19 protein-coding genes, 1 tRNA gene and 1 riboswitch are annotated in these 18,116 nt (G+C 64.0%); of the genes, 8 read left to right on the forward strand and 12 right to left on the reverse strand.

The genetic code is table 11. From position 1 onward, the window contains the following. The first annotated feature begins 25 nt into the window (after positions 1-25). On the forward strand, positions 26-1,732 hold the full coding sequence (locus GSQ89_RS19205; protein WP_158928166.1) for a thiamine pyrophosphate-requiring protein: 1,707 nt from the start codon (positions 26-28) through the stop codon (positions 1,730-1,732). Positions 1,733-1,780: 48 nt separating this feature from the next. Then, positions 1,781-1,854 (forward strand) — tRNA-Gly (locus GSQ89_RS19210). Positions 1,855-1,861: 7 nt separating this feature from the next. On the opposite strand, the gene GSQ89_RS19215 is transcribed toward GSQ89_RS19210, so the two are convergent. Next, positions 1,862-2,776, reverse strand: a complete 915-nt coding sequence (locus GSQ89_RS19215) for an aldo/keto reductase (protein WP_158928168.1) — start codon at positions 2,774-2,776, stop codon at positions 1,862-1,864. Between the two features lie 184 nt (positions 2,777-2,960). Between GSQ89_RS19215 and GSQ89_RS19220 the strand changes: the two genes are divergently transcribed. The 3 genes from GSQ89_RS19220 to GSQ89_RS19230 all read left to right on the forward strand — a co-directional run bounded on the left by GSQ89_RS19220 (position 2,961) and on the right by GSQ89_RS19230 (position 6,794). After that, positions 2,961-3,905: an SMP-30/gluconolactonase/LRE family protein gene (locus GSQ89_RS19220; RefSeq protein ID WP_158928170.1), complete on the forward strand. Its 945-nt coding sequence runs from the start codon at positions 2,961-2,963 to the stop codon at positions 3,903-3,905. A 39-nt stretch (positions 3,906-3,944) separates the two neighbouring features. Beyond that, positions 3,945-4,071: riboswitch (TPP riboswitch) on the forward strand. Positions 4,072-4,123: 52 nt separating this feature from the next. Next, on the forward strand, positions 4,124-5,956 hold the full coding sequence (gene thiC / locus GSQ89_RS19225) for a phosphomethylpyrimidine synthase ThiC (RefSeq protein ID WP_158928172.1): 1,833 nt from the start codon (positions 4,124-4,126) through the stop codon (positions 5,954-5,956). A gap of 10 nt (positions 5,957-5,966) precedes the next feature. Next, positions 5,967-6,794: a SirB1 family protein gene (locus GSQ89_RS19230; RefSeq protein WP_158928174.1), complete on the forward strand. Its 828-nt coding sequence runs from the start codon at positions 5,967-5,969 to the stop codon at positions 6,792-6,794. Positions 6,795-6,875: 81 nt separating this feature from the next. Here GSQ89_RS19230 and GSQ89_RS40185 read toward each other — a convergent pair whose 3' ends face one another. From GSQ89_RS40185 to GSQ89_RS19275, 10 genes are all read right to left on the reverse strand, one after another. Beyond that, the gene (locus GSQ89_RS40185) at positions 6,876-7,142 is read right to left on the reverse strand and encodes a GxxExxY protein (protein ID WP_216856275.1); all 267 of its coding nucleotides are present in this window, start codon (positions 7,140-7,142) and stop codon (positions 6,876-6,878) included. Continuing rightward, the gene (locus GSQ89_RS40190) at positions 7,139-7,318 is read right to left on the reverse strand and encodes a GxxExxY protein (protein WP_216856276.1); all 180 of its coding nucleotides are present in this window, start codon (positions 7,316-7,318) and stop codon (positions 7,139-7,141) included. The genes GSQ89_RS40185 and GSQ89_RS40190 overlap by 4 nt, the downstream gene beginning before the upstream one ends. A 37-nt stretch (positions 7,319-7,355) precedes the next feature. Next, entirely contained in the window at positions 7,356-9,431 is a 2,076-nt protein-coding gene (gene flhA, locus GSQ89_RS19240) for a flagellar biosynthesis protein FlhA (RefSeq protein WP_254073281.1), read from the reverse strand. A 12-nt stretch (positions 9,432-9,443) separates the two neighbouring features. Beyond that, the gene (locus GSQ89_RS19245) at positions 9,444-10,550 is read right to left on the reverse strand and encodes a sigma-54-dependent Fis family transcriptional regulator (RefSeq protein ID WP_158928176.1); all 1,107 of its coding nucleotides are present in this window, start codon (positions 10,548-10,550) and stop codon (positions 9,444-9,446) included. After that, complete coding sequence (gene fliN / locus GSQ89_RS19250) at positions 10,547-10,858, reverse strand: flagellar motor switch protein FliN (protein WP_158928178.1); 312 nt, start codon at positions 10,856-10,858, stop codon at positions 10,547-10,549. Before fliN ends, GSQ89_RS19245 begins: the two co-directional genes overlap by 4 nt. Further along, complete coding sequence (locus tag GSQ89_RS19255) at positions 10,855-11,463, reverse strand: hypothetical protein (RefSeq protein ID WP_158928180.1); 609 nt, start codon at positions 11,461-11,463, stop codon at positions 10,855-10,857. The genes fliN and GSQ89_RS19255 overlap by 4 nt, the downstream gene beginning before the upstream one ends. 36 nt (positions 11,464-11,499) lie before the next feature. Further along, on the reverse strand, positions 11,500-12,486 hold the full coding sequence (gene fliG, locus GSQ89_RS19260; RefSeq protein ID WP_254073282.1) for a flagellar motor switch protein FliG: 987 nt from the start codon (positions 12,484-12,486) through the stop codon (positions 11,500-11,502). Positions 12,487-12,809: 323 nt separating this feature from the next. After that, positions 12,810-13,184, reverse strand: a complete 375-nt coding sequence (locus GSQ89_RS19265; protein ID WP_158928184.1) for a hypothetical protein — start codon at positions 13,182-13,184, stop codon at positions 12,810-12,812. Continuing rightward, complete coding sequence (locus tag GSQ89_RS19270) at positions 13,181-13,507, reverse strand: rod-binding protein (RefSeq protein WP_158928186.1); 327 nt, start codon at positions 13,505-13,507, stop codon at positions 13,181-13,183. The genes GSQ89_RS19265 and GSQ89_RS19270 overlap by 4 nt, the downstream gene beginning before the upstream one ends. After that, positions 13,507-14,598 carry a flagellar basal body P-ring protein FlgI gene (locus tag GSQ89_RS19275; protein ID WP_158928716.1) on the reverse strand — a complete coding sequence of 364 codons (1,092 nt, stop codon included), beginning with the start codon at positions 14,596-14,598 and terminating at the stop codon, positions 13,507-13,509. The genes GSQ89_RS19270 and GSQ89_RS19275 overlap by 1 nt, the downstream gene beginning before the upstream one ends. A gap of 328 nt (positions 14,599-14,926) precedes the next feature. On the opposite strand from GSQ89_RS19275, the gene dksA reads away from it, so the two are divergent. Then, a complete protein-coding gene (dksA, locus tag GSQ89_RS19280) occupies positions 14,927-15,340 on the forward strand; it encodes an RNA polymerase-binding protein DksA (protein WP_158928718.1) in 414 nt (137 codons plus the stop codon). A 118-nt stretch (positions 15,341-15,458) separates the two neighbouring features. Here the strand turns inward: dksA and GSQ89_RS19285 are convergent, their stop codons facing one another. Beyond that, positions 15,459-16,007 (reverse strand): HdeD family acid-resistance protein, encoded by a 549-nt coding sequence (locus tag GSQ89_RS19285; RefSeq protein WP_216856277.1) that lies wholly within the window; start codon positions 16,005-16,007, stop codon positions 15,459-15,461. A 333-nt stretch (positions 16,008-16,340) separates the two neighbouring features. On the opposite strand from GSQ89_RS19285, the gene GSQ89_RS19290 reads away from it, so the two are divergent. After that, positions 16,341-16,898: a GNAT family N-acetyltransferase gene (locus GSQ89_RS19290; RefSeq protein WP_158928190.1), complete on the forward strand. Its 558-nt coding sequence runs from the start codon at positions 16,341-16,343 to the stop codon at positions 16,896-16,898. Beyond that, entirely contained in the window at positions 16,895-18,046 is a 1,152-nt protein-coding gene (gene hemW, locus GSQ89_RS19295; RefSeq protein ID WP_158928192.1) for a radical SAM family heme chaperone HemW, read from the forward strand. Before GSQ89_RS19290 ends, hemW begins: the two co-directional genes overlap by 4 nt. Positions 18,047-18,116: the final 70 nt, after the last annotated feature.

Genomic DNA, 18,116 nt, shown 5'->3' on the forward strand with positions numbered 1-18,116 from the left:
GCCACAGCGGCGAAGGGAGGCAGACATGTCTGGAACCATCACGGCTGGCGGGGCCTTGCTGGCTCGTTTGAAGGTGGTCGGCGTGGATTACATCTTTGCCAACTCGGGCACGGATTTTCCGCCGATCATCGAGGGGCTGGCGGAGGCTGCGGCCAAGGATATCCCGCTGCCTCGGGCGATTGTCATTCCGCATGAGCATGCGGCGATGGGGATGGCGCATGGGTATTACCTGGCGACGGGACGGCCTCAGGTGGTGATGGCGCATACCAATGTGGGGCTGGCGAACTGCGCGATCGGGGCCATCAACATGGCGACAGAGCATGTGCCGGTGCTGCTGTTCTCCGGCCGGACGCCGACGTTGGAACAAGGGCGGCTGGGGGCTCGGACCGTGCCGATCGGCTGGGGGCAGGAGATGCGCGACCAGACGGCGCTGGTGCGCGAGGCGGTGAAGTGGGACTACGAATTGCGGTTCCCCGAACAGGTGCCGGACGTGGTGGACCGGGCGTATGCAGTGGCGTGCTCGACGCCGCCGGGGCCGGTTTATGTCAGCCTGCCGCGGGAGGTGCTGTGTGGCCCCTGCCCTGCCGCCGGGCTGGACGAACCTAGCCGTATCGCACCGGTGGTGGTTGGGCCGACGGCCGCGGCGCTGGAGCAGGCGGCGGCGCTGCTGGCGGGAGCCGAACGGCCGGTGATCGTGGCGCAGCGGGGGGCGGGGACGGTTGAGGGGTTTTCCGAACTTGCGGCGCTGGCGGATGACTGGGGCATTCCGGTGGTGCAGTACTGGGCGATCCAGTTGGCGATCGCGACGGATCATCCAATGGCGGTGGGGACTAACCCGGAGCCGTGGCTGTCCGAGGCGGATGTCGTTTTGGTGCTGGATTGTTTGGCGCCGTGGTCTCCGGCGGTTCACAAGTTGGCGCCGGGGTGCAAGGTGATTCAGGCGGGGCCTGATCCGTTGTACAGCCGGTTTCCGGTGCGGCATTTTCAGGCGGATGTGTCACTGGCGGGGGAGACGGCGGACATCATCCTGGGGCTGGCGCGGGCGATGCAGCCGCATCTGGCGGGTCGGTCCGATGTTCGTGCGGTGCGACGGGCCGCGGTGGCTGACAAGGCGGATGGTATTCGGGCGGCGGTTCGGGCTGGCGCCGAGAAGGGCAGCGAGGGTGAACTGATGACCAAGGCCTGGGTCAGTTTGTGCCTGTCGCGGGCGATCGAGGGGCTGGACGCGACCGTGCTGTCCGAGTTGGGTTGTCCGTTGGAGCCGCTGACGTTGCGGACGGCGGGGAGTTGGTATCAGGAGCCGCATTCCGGGGGGTTGGGCTGGTCGGTGCCGTGTGCACTGGGGATGCAACTGGCGCAGCCGGAGCGGCTGGTGATCGCGACGGTGGGCGATGGGTCCTACATGTTCGCCAACCCGGTGGCATGCCATCAGATCGCCGAGGCGTTGGGACTGCCGGTGCTGCTGCTGGTGCTGAACAACCGGGAATGGGGGGCGGTGCGGATGTCGGTGCTGGGGACGTACCCTGATGGGTATGCGTCCCGGGTCAATCAGATGCCGCTGGTCTCGCTGGAGCCGACGCCTGATTTTACCAAGGTGGCGGCGGCAAGCAGGGCGTGGACGGCGTCGGTGGACGTGGCGGCGGATTTGCCGGGGGTGCTGGCGGCGGCGATCGCTCATGTGACGACGACCCGGACCCAGGCGCTGGTGGAAATCAGGGTGGCGCCAGCGTGATCCGGGTGATTGCACATCGGCGGTGGTGCCGTTAAGTTCCCGCGCGCCGCGGGTGTAGCTCAATGGTAGAGTCCCAGCCTTCCAAGCTGGCTACGAGGGTTCGATTCCCTCCACCCGCTCCAAACCTCCCTATGTCGCTTGAGGCGCCGAACCGGCGGCGGCCAGGCGGCGTTTAGCCTCGGTGTAGAGGTCCGGCGGCAGGGGACCTTGTTTCAGAATCTCCACGTTGGCTTGCAGGTGCGCCGGGTTCACCGTGCCGACGATGGTGGTGTCCAGGTCGGGGTTGGTGAAGGTGAAGCGCAGGATGAACTCCATGGGAGTCATGTCGCCCAGCAGATCGTCCAGCTTGGCTGCCTGCCAGCGTTGCCATTGCAGACCGGCCTGTTTGCCCTCGGTTGGTGCGCCCTTTGCGGCGCCGCCGCGGATGACGATACCGGATCCGGCCTTGGCGGCGGTAGCGATGATCGCCTCGTGCTCGCGTTCCATCGCCGAATAGGGGATTTGGAAGACGTCGAACACGCCCATGGCGATGTGGTCGTGCAGATGAGGCAGGGTGCCGGACATGCCGATGAACCGCACTTTGCCGGCTGCTTTCAGCTCCATCACGGCGTCGAGGGCGCCGTTTTCCTCCAAAGTTTGTTTCGATGGGGAGATATGGAACTGGACGAGGTCCAGATAGTCGGTCTTCATCCGCACCAGGCTTTGTTCGACGCCGGTCAGGATGTTGTCTCGGGTGAACACATGCGGGCTGGTTTGGCCGCGAATGGCGGGAGCGCCGACCAGGCAACCGCATTTGCTGGCGAGGTAGTATTCGGAGCGGCGGTGGGAGATGTAGCGGCCGATCCGCTCCTCACTGACACCGTAGTCGATGGAGGTGTCGATGTAGTTGATGCCGGCGTCGAGCACGGCGTTGAGGATGGTCTCGGCCTGTTCCTCGGTGGTGTCGCGGGCTCGGGGGGCGCCACGCAGTTCCATCGCGCCGTAGCCCAGCATGGTGACTTGCAGGCCGGTGCGCCCGAGTTCCCGCTTTGGTAGATCGGTCATGGAATTTTCCTCGATATTTTCAGCGTCAGTATTCCGCCCATAGCGGTCGGCACGCAAGTTTTGCCAGCGGTTTCATTGTTGTATGGTTATGTTGTGGACTCGGTGTTTTCCGATTCGTCGTATCACGTGCTAGCATGCGATTCAAAGAGAGAGGTCGATCAGGCTGCCTTTGGAGGACGCATCCATGCAGGGACATGCCAGGCTACTGAACCGTATCTGTCGCGTTGCAATACCGATTTTCATGGTCGCCAGCTTTGCGGCGCATGCACAGCGAACCCAGATCGTCATCGACGATACGCGGGTGTTTCCGGAGAGCCTGACCTCGACGGCTGACGGCACGATCATTATCGGCAGCCTGGATCATGGGACGATTTATCAGGTCGCCCCTGGCGCCGCGAAGGCAATGCCCTGGATCGCTGCCGGACCCAATCATCTTGGCCGCGTCCTGGGGGTCTTCGCCAACGAAGACACGAACACATTGTGGGTGTGTACAAATGATATCGACCCGACGAGCACCTCGGCCGAATTGAAGGCGTTCGATCTGAAAACGGCGACGGCGAAGGGCGATTATCCATTCCCGGGCGGTGGGCTCTGCAACGATATCGCGGTGGCGCGCGACGGCACGACCTACGTGACGGACACAAAGGGCGGGCGCATCCTGGCACTGAAGCCCGGCAGCACCGCGCTGGCGGTATGGGCGGGGGACCCGAAATGGGTCGGTATCGATGGTATCGCACTGCTGTCCTCCGGGGCGATCCTGTTCAACAACGTGCGGGCGAATCAGTTGGTCCGGGTTGACATGAAGCCTGACGGGACAGCCGGCGCTGCCACTCAATTGGCCCTTTCGCAGCCGATCGATGGCCCCGACGGCATGCGGGCGATGCGGGACGGGCACATCATTCTCGCCGAGAATCGCGCGGGCAAGATCGATATCGTGGACGTTGCCGGCGATGCTGCGAAGATCCGGACGATCAGGGACGGCTTCAAATTCACCCCGACCGCGGTAACCATCGTGGGTGGGACGGCCTGGGCGTTGGAGGCGAAATTCGCATATCGCAATGACCCGGCGCTGAAGGGCAAGGATCCTGGCCCGTTCGGCGCGACCGCGGTGCCGCTACCCGAACCGTGAGGGTGCATTTGACACACGCCCCAACCCGCCGCATCCTTGCCTATTACCCAGGGGTGCCCCACCAGCGGGGCTGAGATATCGCGGCAAGCCGGTGCAACCGGGGGTGCGATGACCCTTGAACCTGATCCGGGTCATGCCGGCGGAGGGACGGGTCGGTGCCACAGGACCCTGATTCCACCGTCGGCAGACGCCCGCCTGTGACGCTTAAGGAGAGGTCCATGACGGTCCAGTCGAAGTCCACCACCCGCCCGAGTTCGGTGACCACCGGTCCGATCATCGGGTCTCGCAAAATCTACACCAGCCCCGAGGGCCGGCCCGATATCCGCGTGCCGTTCCGGGAAATCGTGCTGGACCCCAGCGCGAAGGAAGAGCCGTACTGGGCGTATGACTGCTCCGGCGTCTACACCGACCCGTCGGTGACCATCGACCTGGAAGCCGGCCTGCCGCCGATCCGCCGCGACTGGATTGCCAAGCGCGGGTTCGACCGGATCACCCCGCGCGCGGTGCGGCCGGAGGACAACGGCAACATCAGTGGCGACAAGCTGGTGCCGCTGTGCCCGGCCGAACTACCGATCTATGGCGCCAAGCCGGGGCAGATGGTTACGCAGTATGAATTCGCGCGCGCCGGCATCATCACCGAGGAGATGATCTACGTCGCCCATCGCGAGAACATGGGCCGCACCAAGATGATCCCGGGCGCCGAGGAGCGCGTGGCCGACGGCGAAAGCTTCGGCGCGGAAATCCCGGCGTTCATCACGCCGGAATTCGTGCGCAGCGAGATCGCTCGGGGGCGGGCGATCATTCCGGCGAACATCAATCATCCGGAGCTGGAGCCGGTTATTATCGGCCGCAACTTCCTGGTGAAGATCAACGCCAATATCGGCAACTCGGCGGTGACGTCGGGTGTGGCGGAAGAGGTCGAGAAGCTGGTTTGGGCGACCCGCTGGGGCGGCGACACGGTGATGGACCTGTCCACCGGGCGCAATATCCACAACATCCGTAGCTGGATCATGCGGAACTCGGCGGTGCCGATCGGCACGGTGCCGATCTATCAGGCGCTGGAGAAGGTCGACGGCGACCCGACCAAGCTGGATTGGGAAGTGTTCAAGGACACACTGATCGAGCAGGCCGAACAGGGCGTCGATTACTTCACCATCCACGCCGGCGTACGGCTGCAATATGTGCCGCTGACGGCGAAGCGGGTGACCGGGATCGTGTCGCGTGGCGGTTCGATCATGGCGAAGTGGTGCCTGTCCAGGCACAAGGAATCGTTCCTGTATGAGCGGTTCGACGAGATCTGCGACATCATGCGGAAGTATGACGTGTCGTTCTCGTTGGGCGACGGGCTGCGGCCGGGGTCGAACGCGGATGCCAACGACGCGGCGCAGTTCGGCGAGTTGGAGACGCTGGGTGAGTTGACCAAGGTGGCGTGGGACAAGGGCTGCCAGGTGATGATCGAAGGGCCCGGTCATGTGCCGATGCACAAGATCAAGGTCAACATGGACAAGCAGTTGAAGGAGTGCGGCGAGGCTCCGTTCTATACGCTTGGGCCGCTGACGACCGATATCGCGCCGGGCTACGATCATATTACGTCCGCTATTGGGGCGGCGATGATCGGGTGGTTCGGGACGGCGATGCTTTGCTATGTGACGCCGAAGGAGCATCTGGGGCTTCCGAACCGGGATGATGTGAAGACGGGCGTCATTACGTACCGGATCGCGGCGCATGCGGCCGACCTGGCGAAGGGGCATCCGGCGGCGAAGTTGCGGGATGATGCGGTCAGTCGTGCCAGGTTCGAGTTCCGGTGGGAGGATCAGTTCAACCTGGCCCTGGATCCCGATACCGCTCGGTCTTTCCATGACGAGACGCTGCCGAAGGAAGCGCACAAGGTGGCGCATTTCTGTTCCATGTGCGGTCCAAAATTCTGTTCCATGAAGATCTCGCAGGATCTGCGGGTGGACGCCGAACGGATGGCCGGGATGGAAGCAAAAAGCGCGGAATTCGCCGAGGCCGGCAAGGAAATCTACCTGCCGCAGGCCGCGGCGGAGTAGCGCGCGAACGATGACGGACGCCAGGGCGGCATTGTCGGCGATCGGTCAATTGGCGGATGCCGAGATCGATATCGGTAACGCCGCCCTGCAACTCGCCCGTGTGGACGCGCCGGACGCCGACTGGCAGGCGGCGGCGCGTCATTTGTCCGATTTGGCACAGGCGGCAGTAAAACAGGCTGTTGCGATGGAGAAGGAGGATCTGCCGGCCAGGGCCGCGGCGTTGGCGGCGTTGCTGGCGGGGGCGTTCGGCTATGCGGGTGATATGGAAACATATGACGACCCGGCTAACGCCAACCTGATCCGGGTCACCGAACGGCGGCGCGGGCTGCCGGTGGCGTTGGGCGTGATCTGGCTGCACGCGGCCAAGGCGGCCGGCTGGGAGAGCCACGGCGTGGATTTTCCGGCGCATTTCCTGGTGGCTTTGGAGGGACGCAAGACCCAGGTGGTCGTTGACGTCTTCAACGGCGGCCAGGTGATGACGGCGCGCGAACTGCGGGCGTTGTTGAAACGCGTGGAAGGGGAAGACGCCGAGTTGCGGCCCGGATTGCTGCAACCGATGAGCACGCGGCGGGTGCTGCTGCGCTTGCAGAACAACATCATGACCCGGCGGTTGGACGCGGGTGACCTGCGCGGCGGACTGCGGTGCATGGAGGACATGCTGCTGATCGCCCCCGATCAGGCGGAGCTTTGGCGGCAGGCCGGCGCGATGAACCAGAAACTGGAACAAGTGGCGGCGGCCAGGGATTGCTATCAGCGGTTTCTCGTGCTGGTGCCGGAGGGGCGGGTTGCCAATGGCGTTCGGGTGCAACTGGATATTTTGAAGTCCATGCTGAACTGAGGGGCGGACATTCAGCGTCGTCGTGTGGTCGTTCCGACTGCAATTTGGAACCGCAGATGAACGCAGATAAGCGGTGTCTGATTATAAGCCATTTACCAATCGTTTGATTTCCACACGTGGACGGCCAAAATTCAATAGTAGGCACAGTGATAAGTGGGTTGCTTTCAAATAATTCATGCATTGGGCCTCATGGACTGTGTCCAATGCCCTCATGGCCTTCAGTTCGACCAAAACGCCATTTTCCACCAATAGATCGGGAGTATAGACGCCGAAGATCGCGTTCCGATAATACACTCCGATTTCATACTGCTGTTTCACTAGAGCGTTTTGTTTGATCGCATGATTCACGCGCTCTGGACGTTCCGCCCAGCGCGATCATGCTCTAAAAGCCCAGCTTCATACAATTCACGGACCAACGCATTTTCATATACTTTCTCCAGAAAGCCCGAACCCAACGTATTCGAAACAACAAACGCCCGACCAATGATAATTTCCGAAATACCATTGAATTTATCTGCGTTCATCCGGGGTTAAAAATTCTTCCGTCCACACGCACAAAACTCAAATCGTCCCCACAACCTTAACCCGCGCTCGCCGATGGATCTCCGCCTGTGCCACAACCGGCACATTGATCCGGATACGGTCCACGATGGAATGCACGTGATACCGGACCTGCATGCTGGTCAACAGCACCGGCTTTTCGCCAGCGTTGACGGCGCCGTCGACGACTACCCTGATCCGGTCGAGGAATTCGCGCAGCTTTTCCGGCCCCAGCGCCAATTGGCGATCGTCCGGCGGTCCGACCATGGAGCCGGCCAGCGTATCCTCCCATTCCGGCGACAGAACCACCACCGGCACATACCCGGCCAGTCCGATCAGGCTGTCGCTGATCTGCCTGGACAGCCGTGTCCGCACATGGGCAACGATCGAGCTGACGGATTTCAGATTGCCGGCGCACGCCTCCTGGACCGCCTCGAGGATCGTGGGCATGTCGCGGATCGAAATCCGTTCGGCCAGCAGCATCTGCAGCACGCGCTGCAATCCGCCGACCGTAATGGTGGACGGGATCAGGTCGGCGACCAGCTTCTGCTGCTCCTGCGGCAGGCCGGACAGGATCTTCTGGGTCTCGGTGTAGGACAAGAATTCGGCGATGTTCTCCTTCACCACCTCGGCCAGATGGGTTGTCAGCACCGTGGCCGGATCGACCACGGTCCAGTTCGCCGAACGCGCCTGGTCCGCCAGCGCCGGCGCGATCCAACAGGCCGGCAGACCGAATGTCGGCTCCACCGTCCGTTCGCCGGGCAGTTCCGCCGCCTGCTCCCCCGGGCTGATCGCCAGCATCATCAGCGGGCGAAGTTCCCCGTTCCCGGCGGAAATTTCCTTCAGCGCGAAGACGTAGTTGTACGGTTCGAGCTCTACATTGTCCTGAATACGCACCGAGGGCAGCACGAATCCCAGATCGGTCGCGAGCGCCCGGCGCAACCGCTTGATCTGTTCCGGAATCTGATGCCCCATTCCGCTGGCCAGCTCCAGCAGGCCGTAACCCAACTCGACCCGCACGACATCCAGCACGGATATTCCGGTTACGCTGGTATCGGGCGGTTGAACGATCGGCACCGCCGCGGCCAGCGCGACATTGCGTGTGTTGAAACGGTGCCAGGCCGCGGCACCAGCCAGCACGGAGACTGCGAGGAACGGCATGGTCGGCAGACCCGGAAGCAGCGCCAGGACCCCCGAGGCGGCGGCGGCGATCATCAGCGGATTGACGTGCGATCCCAGTTGCATGGCCAGTTTGCCATGCATCTTGCCCTCGATCGCACCCTTGGACACCACGATACCGGCGGCGGTGGACACCAGTAGAGCGGGGATCTGCGAAACCAGACCGTCGCCGATCGTCAGGGTGCTATAAGTCGCAAGCGCGCTCTCGACCGACATATGCGCGCGGACAAGACCCATCGCCAGCCCGCCGAAAATGTTGATCAGCGTGATGACCAGCGCAGAGATCGCGTCGCCGCGCACGAACTTGCTGGCACCGTCCATCGCACCGTAGAAACCGGCTTCCTCGGACAGTTCGCCGCGGCGCTTGCGGGCGGTCGGTTCGTCGATGATCCCCGACGACAGATCGGCATCGATCGCCATCTGCTTGCCCGGCATGGCATCCAGGTAGAAGCGCGCGGCGACTTCGGCGATGCGGCTCGATCCCTTGGTGATAACGACGAAGTTCACCATCAGCAGCATGGAGAAGATGATGGCGCCGACCACCAGGTCGCCACCCATCAGGAAGCCGCCGAATGCCGCCACGACGTGACCGGCCGCATAGGGGCCGTCGCTGCCATGCGACAAGATCAGCCGAGCGGTGGCGACGTTGAGGGACAGGCGGAGGATCGTCGTGAGCAGCAGCAATGTCGGCAGGCTGGAGAAATCGAGCGGCCGTTCCAGCGACAGCGAGATCAGCAGGATCAGGATCGATGCGATGAACGACAGGGCAAGCGCCATGTCCAACAGGAACGTCGGAATGGGCATGATCAGGATCGAAAGCTGGAACAGCACGCACAGGGCCAGCCCGATGTCGCCACCGGGAACCATCCGCCTGTAAGGCCCCAGCGTGTTGAGCAGGGAGTTCCAGAGCTGGCCCACCCGTTCGTTCCTTCAGGGCGTCCTCGCGGCGACGCTCGGGGGGACCTCGATGCCCTGCGCGGCATACAGGCTGATCTTATTGCGCAACGCGCGTATCGAGAGACCCAGCATGGACGCGGTCCTGGTGCGGTTTCCGCTGGTCAGCCGCAGCGTGCCGATGATGACATCGCGTTCCATCAGATGCAGCGGCCGGCCGACGAACCCGGCGGCATAGTCACCGGCCTCCAGCGCCGGCGCGCAGGTCGAGGGCGGCCCGACCTCCAGCGCCTTGGCGCCGATGATAGTATCCGCCGTCAGCACCAGCGCACGATGGATGGTGTTTTCCAGTTCGCGCACATTGCCGGGCCAATCGTGAACCATCAGGGCGTTCAGCGCCGCGGCGGATAGCTGGCGAGGAGTTCGGCCGCTCTCCCAGCGATATTTCTCGATGAAATGGTCCACCAGCGCGGGGATGTCCTTTGGCCGATCCCGCAGGCTGGGAATATGGATCGCGACGACATTCAATCGAAAATACAGGTCTTCGCGGAACGTCTGCCGCGCGACCTCCTGCTCCAGGTCGCGGTTGGTCGTCGCGATGATGCGGACGTTCAGCCGGATCGGCGTCCGGCCGCCGATGCGGTCGATCTCCCGCTCCTGCAGCGCGCGCAGCAGCTTGGCTTGCAGGCGGCGATCCATCTCGCTGATTTCGTCCAGCAGGATTGTGCCGTTCTGCGCCGCTTCAAGCTTGCCGATCCGCTGCCCGAGGGCGCCGGAAAACGCGCCACGCTCGTGGCCGAACAACTCCGATTCCAGCAGTTGCTCCGGGATCGCGGCACAGTTGACGGCGACGAACGGGCCCGCGGCGCGCGGCGAGTTCCGATGGATGTAACGGGCGATGACCTCCTTGCCGGTGCCGGATTCACCGCCGACCAGCACCGAGGCATCCGATCGGGCGATGCGCTGCGCGCGTTGCACCACCGCGAACATGGTGGGATCGCGATAGACCAGCCCGTCGCCCGCCGGCGGCCTTTGACGGGACGGCGGGAAGGCGGCGATCCGATCGGGGCTATCCTGATCCGGCGGGAAGACGCTTTCCAGGTCGTCGGGAACCAGGAAGCCGGGCGCCGAATAGACGGTCATTGGGAACGGTCCGATTTGACGATTTCCGTCATGGTCACGCCGAGGCGGGTGTTGTCGACCATCACGACCTCCCCGCGCGCGATCAGGCGGTTGTTGACGTAGATGTCGATTGCCTCGCCGAGCCGGCGATCGAGTTCGACGACCGCGCCACGGCCGAGTTTGAGCAACTGAGAAACCTGCATGGTCGCCTTGCCGAGAACGGCGCTGACGGTGACCGAGATGTCGTAGACAGCCTCCAGGTCTTTGGCGGTACCAACCTCGGCCGTCTCACGCAGGTCAGGAGCCGGTGTGGGATTCTGGTCGCTCATAGTGGATTCCTAGCGGTTTGGCCGTTTGGCTGGCTTGCTGACAGCGGAATGATCGCGTCTCGCAGATCCGCCAGCAAGGCGGTGCGGCTGATGATGGCCTCGCCACGGTGCCAGCGGATCGTTACGGCCTCACCGGTGTTGCCGGCATCCAGCGCGTGCGATAAGGCGGATATGTCGCCGAAGCACTGTGCGGTCCCGTTGTCGTCGCGCAGCACGAACTCGGGGGCGACGGTCAACGCGGGCTTGATCCGGTCGGCGACCGCGCGCACCCGATCCAGCAACCGGGCGGACCAGTTGTCGGCCGTGACGGCGATAACGGTGTTGACCAGCAGGTCCGCCACCACGAGGGACGCCGCCTCCACGGCCTCCGCGGCTTTGGCGTCCAGTTCATGCACCGATGTCAGCAGCCGAGCCGCATGGTTTCGGTCGTTGGCGTGGGCGTCGCGTTCCTGACGTCCGGTCAGGTAGCCGTCGGTCCATGCTTCTTCGCGGATCTCACCCAGTTCGTCGAACGGAGAAGGTGTGTCTTCGACCGGTGGCGGGTCAGGCGTTTCCCTTGGCTCGTTGAAGTCTTCGAAAACGGCGAATGTCGTATCGGTCGTCATTTTGCCAACCCCTTGGTGGATGGAGGCGATCTCGGTCTATTCGATCATCCTGTCGTCGCTGCCGGTGCTGATTTCGATTTCGCCGCTGGCCGCCAGTTCCTTGGCCAGGTTTGCGATGTTGGCCTGGGCATCCTCGACATCCTTCAATTTGACCGGGCCGAGGGCAGCGATATCCTCACGCAACATTTTCGCCGCGCGTTCGGATAGTTGCGACAGAAACAGGGTGCGGATCGTTTCGCTGGCGCCCTTCAGCGCGATCGGCAGTTTTTCCTTGTCGATCTGACGCAGCAGCACCTGCAGGCCGGCGGAGGTGATGCGGACCAGATCGGCGAAGGTGAACATCTGCGACTTCACCTTTTCCGCCGATTCCCGGTTTCTTTCCTCCAGCCCGGCGAGGAACCGGGTTTCCGCCTTGCGGTCGAAGTTGTTGAATATTTCCGCGATCAACTGGTGCGAATCCTGCCGCGATGCCCGGGCCAGGTTGGACATGAATTCGGCCCGCAGGATGCGTTCCACCCGTTCCAGGACGTCCTTCTGGATGGATTCCATGCGCAGCATGCGCATGACGACCTCCATCGCGAAGGAGTCGGGCAGCAGTGTCAGGACGCGGGCGGAATGGTCGGCCTTGACCATCGACAGCACCACGGCGACGGTCTGCGGGTACTCGTTCTTGAGGTAGCTGGCCAGGATCTCCTCACTGACGTTGCCCAGCTTGTCCCACATGGTGCGGCCGGCAGGACCACGGATTTCTTCCATGATCTGGGTGACGCGGTCCTTGGGCAGGGCCTTCATCAGCAGGTTTTCGGTGCTTTCGTAGCTGCCCATGATGCCGCCGGTGGCACCGAAGTTCTCCACGAAGTCGCCACACAAGGATTCGACGGTGTCGGCGTGGATGACGCCCAATTGCGCCATGGTGGCGGAGATCGCCTTGATCTCATCCTCATGCATCATGGCGAACAGCTTGCCGGCGTGCTCCTCACCCAGCGCGAGCATCAGGATCGATGCTTTGTGAAGGCCGGACATCTCCCCGTCCGAGGTGTTGCGCGCTGCCTTAGCCATCGTGTCTGGACGCCCTGGTCATCATGGTACCGGAAGGTTCGGGACACAGGGCTAAACGGTAAAACTTACCAATCCGTTAATGGGCGCAAGGTGCCTGCGACGTTATTCCACCGCACAGACCAGCGTATGCCGGGTAATACCAGCGCGTGTTGAGGCCGATTCTCGGTTCGACATGGCCGGCGTCGGTGCAGCCATCCGATCCGGCACATGATCGTAGCAAATGGCCCGGACTGGCGTGTACAGACTGTCGCCGCGCCATGACGCGGTCGGTGCGGAGCCCGTCGCGATCAGGCGCTGGTGGAAAGCGCGAGCGCGGCCGCCCGGTTCGATGGAATCCGGTTGCTATGGCCGCCATACCGCGTGGCCGCGGGCGGCGGCGCCCCGGCACGGGCGACGATCCGCACGATACGCGTCTGCACCGCGATGGCACGTTCCAGAAGCGTCTGGTTCTCGGCCGCCAGGGTGCCCAGGCGTTGCCCCAGCGTAGCCAGCGATGGCGGGATCGGGCGCATCGCCGGGTGTTTCGTCAGATCGGCGAGGGCCTCTTCCTTGGCGGCCACCAGTGCGACGGCGGCGGGGAAATCCATGCGCTTGAGCGCGTCGTTCTCCTGCGTCAGCAGGTCCACCAGCCGTTGGGCGGCGTCCAGAAGGCCGGTGCTCATTTCGACCCTGCTTCCTGCGCGCGCAACATCGCGTCATAGATCGGCTTGGCCAGTCCCAAGCCGCCATGCGCCTCGATCTGCTTGGCGAACGCCTGCACCAGCATCGGCTTCCAGGCTTCCTCGCCCGCACCGCCGCCGAACGCGTCGTGGGCGCTGTCCACGGTGTCGAACATCGGCTCCAGAAGCTGGCCGATCGCCATGGCCTCGAATTCATGCGCCGATTTGGCGATTTTCGCCGGATCGGGGCTTTGCGTCGGACGCACGGCGGTAGGCTGGCTCGCGACCGGAAGCACCAGCGACGGCATGGACGACGGCGTTGTCATCAGCGTACCTCCAAATCCGCTTGCAGAGCACCGGCTGCCTTGATCGATTGCAGGATGCTGATCAGGTCGCGCGGTCCGACGCCCAGCGCGTTCAGGCTGGCCACCAGGTCGCGCAAAGTCACGCCGGAAGTCAGGATGCCCAGCTTCTTGTCATGCTGGTCGTCGATGTCGATCCGGGTCCGCGGGACCGTCACGGTGGTACCGTTGGAGCGTGGACCGGGCTGGCTGACCTGTGGTGTCTCCGTCACCCGGATGGTCAGGTTGCCCTGCGCGATCGCCACGGTGCTGATGCGTACGTTCGCGCCCATCACGATGGTGCCGCTGGCTTCATCGATCACCACGATGGCGGCATTGTCCGGTTCGACCCGCAGATCCTCGATCCGGGCCAGCGTGTCGACCGCATCGCGGCCGGTCAGGTCGATGCGCACCGTCCGCGGGTCGGTGACCTTGGCGATGATGCCGAGGGTCCTGTTGATGACGGCGGCGATGCGTTCGGCCGTGGTCAGGTCCGGGTTGCGCAGGCCCAGCCACAGGCCGTTGTTTTTATCGAGGTCGTACGGGATGTCCTTTTCGACCGTCGCGCCGTTGATCATCCGCGCGGATGTGGGCACGCCCTTGGTGACCGATGCGGCGGCGCCACGGGCGGCAATCGCGCCGGTGGTCAGGGTGCCTTGGCCGACCGCATACACCTCCCCGTCGGCACCGAGCAGCGGCGTCACCAGCAAGGTGCCCCCGGTCAGGTTGGTGGCATCGCCCAGGGCGGAGACCGAGATGTCGATCCGGCTGCCGCCGCGGGCGAAGGCGGGCAGTTCGGCTGTCACCATGACGGCAGCGACATCCTTGGTGGACAGGACCGAGACCTGGTCCCTGGTGTTGACGCCGAGGCGTTCGAGCATCCCGACCAGCGATTCACGGGTAAAGACGTTGTTGTTGAGCTTGTCGCCGGTGCCGTTCAGGCCGACGACCAGCCCGTAGCCGATCAACTGGTTCTCACGCACGCCCTCGACGTCGACGATGTCCTTGATCCGCACGTCTGCCCAGGCCGATATCCCCGTATACGGGATCAGGCCAAGCAGCAGGGCGGCGACCATACGCAATTTGCCCAAGGGTTCATCCTGAAGAAGGCTACACCTCCGTCACAGCAACTTCCGTGCCGGACCGAAAAGTCGGCAATCGGGCGGTCTCGCGGGGGCAAAAGGGCGGCAAATCCTGCCGATCGGCACATCGGGGCGGCGGCAAATGCCGATTGACCTCCGGCGCCATGGCACCGCCGTGACGTTTTGGAACACGCTCTTGGCGTCCGCCGGACAGGCGGCTATACGTCCGCGCGTTCCCTACCCGGAATGGGCCGGGCGCCTGAGACCTCGGCTTCCAGCCGGTGGCAGCGGGCGGGCGGATAGGCAGGATCGAATGCGCATGATGGTGAGTTTGCCGCCCGATTATCGCCCCTCCGAGGACGAAGAGTTCATGAATCCGCTGCAGGTCGAGTATTTCCGCCAGAAGCTGCTGCGCTGGCGGGCCGATCTGCTGCGGGAAGCCGATGGCACCCTGGCCAGCCTGTCTGAAGGCGGTATCCACGAGGCCGACATCACCGACCGAGCCAGCGTGGAGACGGATCGGGCGCTGGAATTGCGAACCCGTGACCGGGCCCGCAAGCTGATCGCCAAGATCGACCAGGCGCTGGTGCGGATCGAGGTCGGCACCTACGGCTACTGCGAGGAGACCGATGAGCCGATCGGCATCAAGCGTCTTCAGGCTCGTCCCATCGCCACGATGTCGATCGAGGCGCAGGAGCGGCACGAGAAGATGGAGCGGGTTCACCGGGACGACTGACTTGAGCGTGATCGCCTGAGGCCGGAAGGCCGGAAGGCGCGAATCACGCGATCAGACAAAGGCCGTGATCGCCTGAGGCCGGGGGCCGGAAGGCGTGAACCTCGCGATCAGACATGACCTACGCCCCTTGGTAGCCCTGGTGCCGACCGCGCAGCCGCCAGCCGCACCCGAGCAGGGCGACGCCGAAGACGATCGCGTAGAGGCCCAGCCACCAGGTCAGCACTACCGCGCCCTCCAGCGGCGCGATCACCAGCAATACGCCCCAGATCAGCGATGCCATGCCGCCCAGCCCAAGCCACCAGCGTCCGTGGCTGGTATGCAGCTTCATCGCGGCGGCCAGCATCAACCCGCCACTGATCAACGCCCATGCCGCCATCAGCAGCACGAATGCAAGGACCGCGGCCGCCGGCATGAACAACGCGATCAGTCCCATCAGCATGTTCAGCACTGCCTCCGCCAGCAGCGGGCCCCAATGGCCGTGGGCGGCGACCGCGCGTATCGACCCGATCAGGCCGATGATGCCGTCGATCATCAAATAGATGCCGAACAGGAAAGCGAGGGACAGCAGCACCGCGCCGGGTGCGGCCAAGGCGATGATGCCGAACAGCACCGCGATCACGCCGCGCAGCATGATCGCCCACCAATGACGGGCCAGCGTGGCGCTCATCGCATCCCGGTTCGGCCACGATGAGAGGGGTCCGGTCCCGAATGATGTGTCGCCAGCCATGCTGTCCTCCCGCGTGAGTGGATCAGGGACCGGCGCGGCACAAGGCGGCTGAACGGTCCATCGGTTCCGGCAGTGTAACCGCATGCAGGCAGTTGTCGAGCAGTTCGTCCGGGAATACCGGCACGTGACAGGTCGATCGCACCTGTAAACGGCGGGATTTTTCCCGTTCGTGTCATTGGCAGGATAGGATATGTGCGAAAAAGCCTTGCCCGAGGTGGCATGGTTGGGATTTTGGGGATAAAGATTTCGTACTGCGGTCATAAGGGAAGGCAGATGGGTCCGGTCACGCGGGTCGGCGTCACGGTGACATTCCTGCGGATGGATCAGGCGCCTCGGGACAAGGCACCGGGTTTGGCGGCGGGATTTCAGATCGTCCGCGCCCTGGAACCTTCGGTGCCGTTCTATCGCTATCTCTACAATACCGTGGGCGCGGATTATTTGTGGTGGCTGCGCCGCACGACGCCGGACGACGAACTCGCGGCCCTGCTGCGCGACAAGGCGGTGGCGATCTATACATTATACGCGAAGGGGGAGCCGGCCGGGTTTTTCGAGCTGGATGCGCGTCCCTGGCCGGATGTGAACCTGAGCTATTTCGGCCTGATGCCCGGTGCGATCGGTCATGGCACGGGATTCGCCTTCCTGCGCGCCGCGGTGGATGAGGTTTGGCGGCATGGCGCCCGGGGCATGACGGTCAACACCTGCACGGCGGATCATCCTCGGGCGTTGCCGAATTATATCCGAGCGGGATTCCATGTCGTGCGGCAGGTGCGGGAGACGTGGGCGGTACCCAACTATCTGAATATGCGCATTCCAACCCGACTGAAGCTTTGACCGAAGACCTCGCGCTGTACGTCCATTGGCCATTCTGTTTGGCCAAATGCCCGTATTGCGACTTTAACTCCCATGTGCGGGAGCGGATTGACCAGACCCGCTTCGCGGCGGCGCTGCGGCGGGAACTGGCCACCGAGGCGGAACGGCTGGGGCGGCGGCGGCTGACGTCGGTGTTCTTCGGCGGGGGCACGCCCAGTCTGATGGACCCGTCCACGGTCGCGACGCTGCTGGACGACGCGGTTCGGTATTTCGATCCTGTGGATGACCTGGAGATCACGCTGGAGGCGAACCCGACCAGCATCGAGGCCGGGCGACTGGTGGATTATCGTTCGGCTGGGGTCAATCGGGTGTCGATCGGCATCCAAAGCCTTGACGAGACCGCTTTGCGCACGCTCGGGCGGCAGCACTCGGCCGGGGAAGCGGTCGCGGCGCTGGCGCTGGCCCGGCGGCTGTTTCCGCGTGTGTCGTTCGACCTGATCTATGCTCGGCCGGGCCAGGATATGGCGAGTTGGCGGGCTGAATTGCGGGCGGCGCTGACGATCGCGGCGGATCACCTGTCGCTGTACCAACTGACGATCGAGCCGGCGACGCCGTTCGAGGCGTTGCACCGGCAGGGGAAGATCGTGTTGCCGGATGAGGATACCGCCGCGGCGCTGTATGACGCCACCGAGGAGGAATGCGTTCGGGCTGGATTGCTGGCGTATGAAATCTCCAACTACGCCCGGCCGGGGCAGGAGAGCCGGCATAATCTGGCGTACTGGCGGTATCTCGATTACGCGGGCATCGGACCGGGGGCGCATGGGCGGGTTACGGTGGGCGGGGTGTTGCTCGCGACCCGGCGGCACCGGGCGCCGGAGCCTTGGGCCGAACGGGTGGAGCGGACCGGGACCGGACTGACGACGGATGAGCCGGTCCCAGCCGAGGAGCGCGCGCGGGAGGGTCTGCTGATGGGGTTGCGGCTGGCGGAGGGGATCGAACTGGGCCGGTTCGAGACGCGAACGGGCCGGACGCTGGCGCAATCGGTGGATGTTGGGGTGCTGGGCCGGTGCATCGAGGAAGGCTATCTGACGCTGACGCCGGAGCGGCTGGTGGCGACCCGGGAAGGGCGGATACGGCTGGATTCGCTGCTGGCGGCGCTGGTGGCTTAAGGGGGGATCTCTGAGGGCGAACTAATACCGGCGGCTGTTGATGTTGACCCTTCGGCCATTGCCGTGCCAC

It is taken from the genome of Acidisphaera sp. S103, from assembly GCF_009765975.1.
Taxonomy (GTDB): Bacteria; Pseudomonadota; Alphaproteobacteria; order Acetobacterales; family Acetobacteraceae; genus Rhodopila.

Excerpts from the sequence above, each read along its gene's own strand:
- dksA (WP_158928718.1), top strand. The coding sequence starts at position 14,927 with ATGGTGAGTTTGCCGCCCGATTATCGCCCCTCCGAGGACGAAGAGTTC.
- GSQ89_RS19275 (WP_158928716.1), bottom strand. The coding sequence starts at position 14,598 with ATGGTCGCCGCCCTGCTGCTTGGCCTGATCCCGTATACGGGGATATCG.
- GSQ89_RS19285 (WP_216856277.1), bottom strand. The coding sequence starts at position 16,007 with ATGAGCGCCACGCTGGCCCGTCATTGGTGGGCGATCATGCTGCGCGGC.
- GSQ89_RS19215 (WP_158928168.1), bottom strand. The coding sequence starts at position 2,776 with ATGACCGATCTACCAAAGCGGGAACTCGGGCGCACCGGCCTGCAAGTC.
- GSQ89_RS40190 (WP_216856276.1), bottom strand. The coding sequence starts at position 7,318 with ATGAACGCAGATAAATTCAATGGTATTTCGGAAATTATCATTGGTCGG.
- GSQ89_RS19230 (WP_158928174.1), top strand. The coding sequence starts at position 5,967 with ATGACGGACGCCAGGGCGGCATTGTCGGCGATCGGTCAATTGGCGGAT.
- GSQ89_RS19290 (WP_158928190.1), top strand. The coding sequence starts at position 16,341 with ATGGGTCCGGTCACGCGGGTCGGCGTCACGGTGACATTCCTGCGGATG.
- GSQ89_RS19220 (WP_158928170.1), top strand. The coding sequence starts at position 2,961 with ATGCAGGGACATGCCAGGCTACTGAACCGTATCTGTCGCGTTGCAATA.
- fliN (WP_158928178.1), bottom strand. The coding sequence starts at position 10,858 with ATGAGCGACCAGAATCCCACACCGGCTCCTGACCTGCGTGAGACGGCC.
- GSQ89_RS19270 (WP_158928186.1), bottom strand. The coding sequence starts at position 13,507 with ATGACAACGCCGTCGTCCATGCCGTCGCTGGTGCTTCCGGTCGCGAGC.
- GSQ89_RS19265 (WP_158928184.1), bottom strand. The coding sequence starts at position 13,184 with ATGAGCACCGGCCTTCTGGACGCCGCCCAACGGCTGGTGGACCTGCTG.
- GSQ89_RS19245 (WP_158928176.1), bottom strand. The coding sequence starts at position 10,550 with ATGACCGTCTATTCGGCGCCCGGCTTCCTGGTTCCCGACGACCTGGAA.
- GSQ89_RS19205 (WP_158928166.1), top strand. The coding sequence starts at position 26 with ATGTCTGGAACCATCACGGCTGGCGGGGCCTTGCTGGCTCGTTTGAAG.
- fliG (WP_254073282.1), bottom strand. The coding sequence starts at position 12,486 with ATGTCCGGCCTTCACAAAGCATCGATCCTGATGCTCGCGCTGGGTGAG.
- thiC (WP_158928172.1), top strand. The coding sequence starts at position 4,124 with ATGACGGTCCAGTCGAAGTCCACCACCCGCCCGAGTTCGGTGACCACC.
- GSQ89_RS19255 (WP_158928180.1), bottom strand. The coding sequence starts at position 11,463 with ATGACGACCGATACGACATTCGCCGTTTTCGAAGACTTCAACGAGCCA.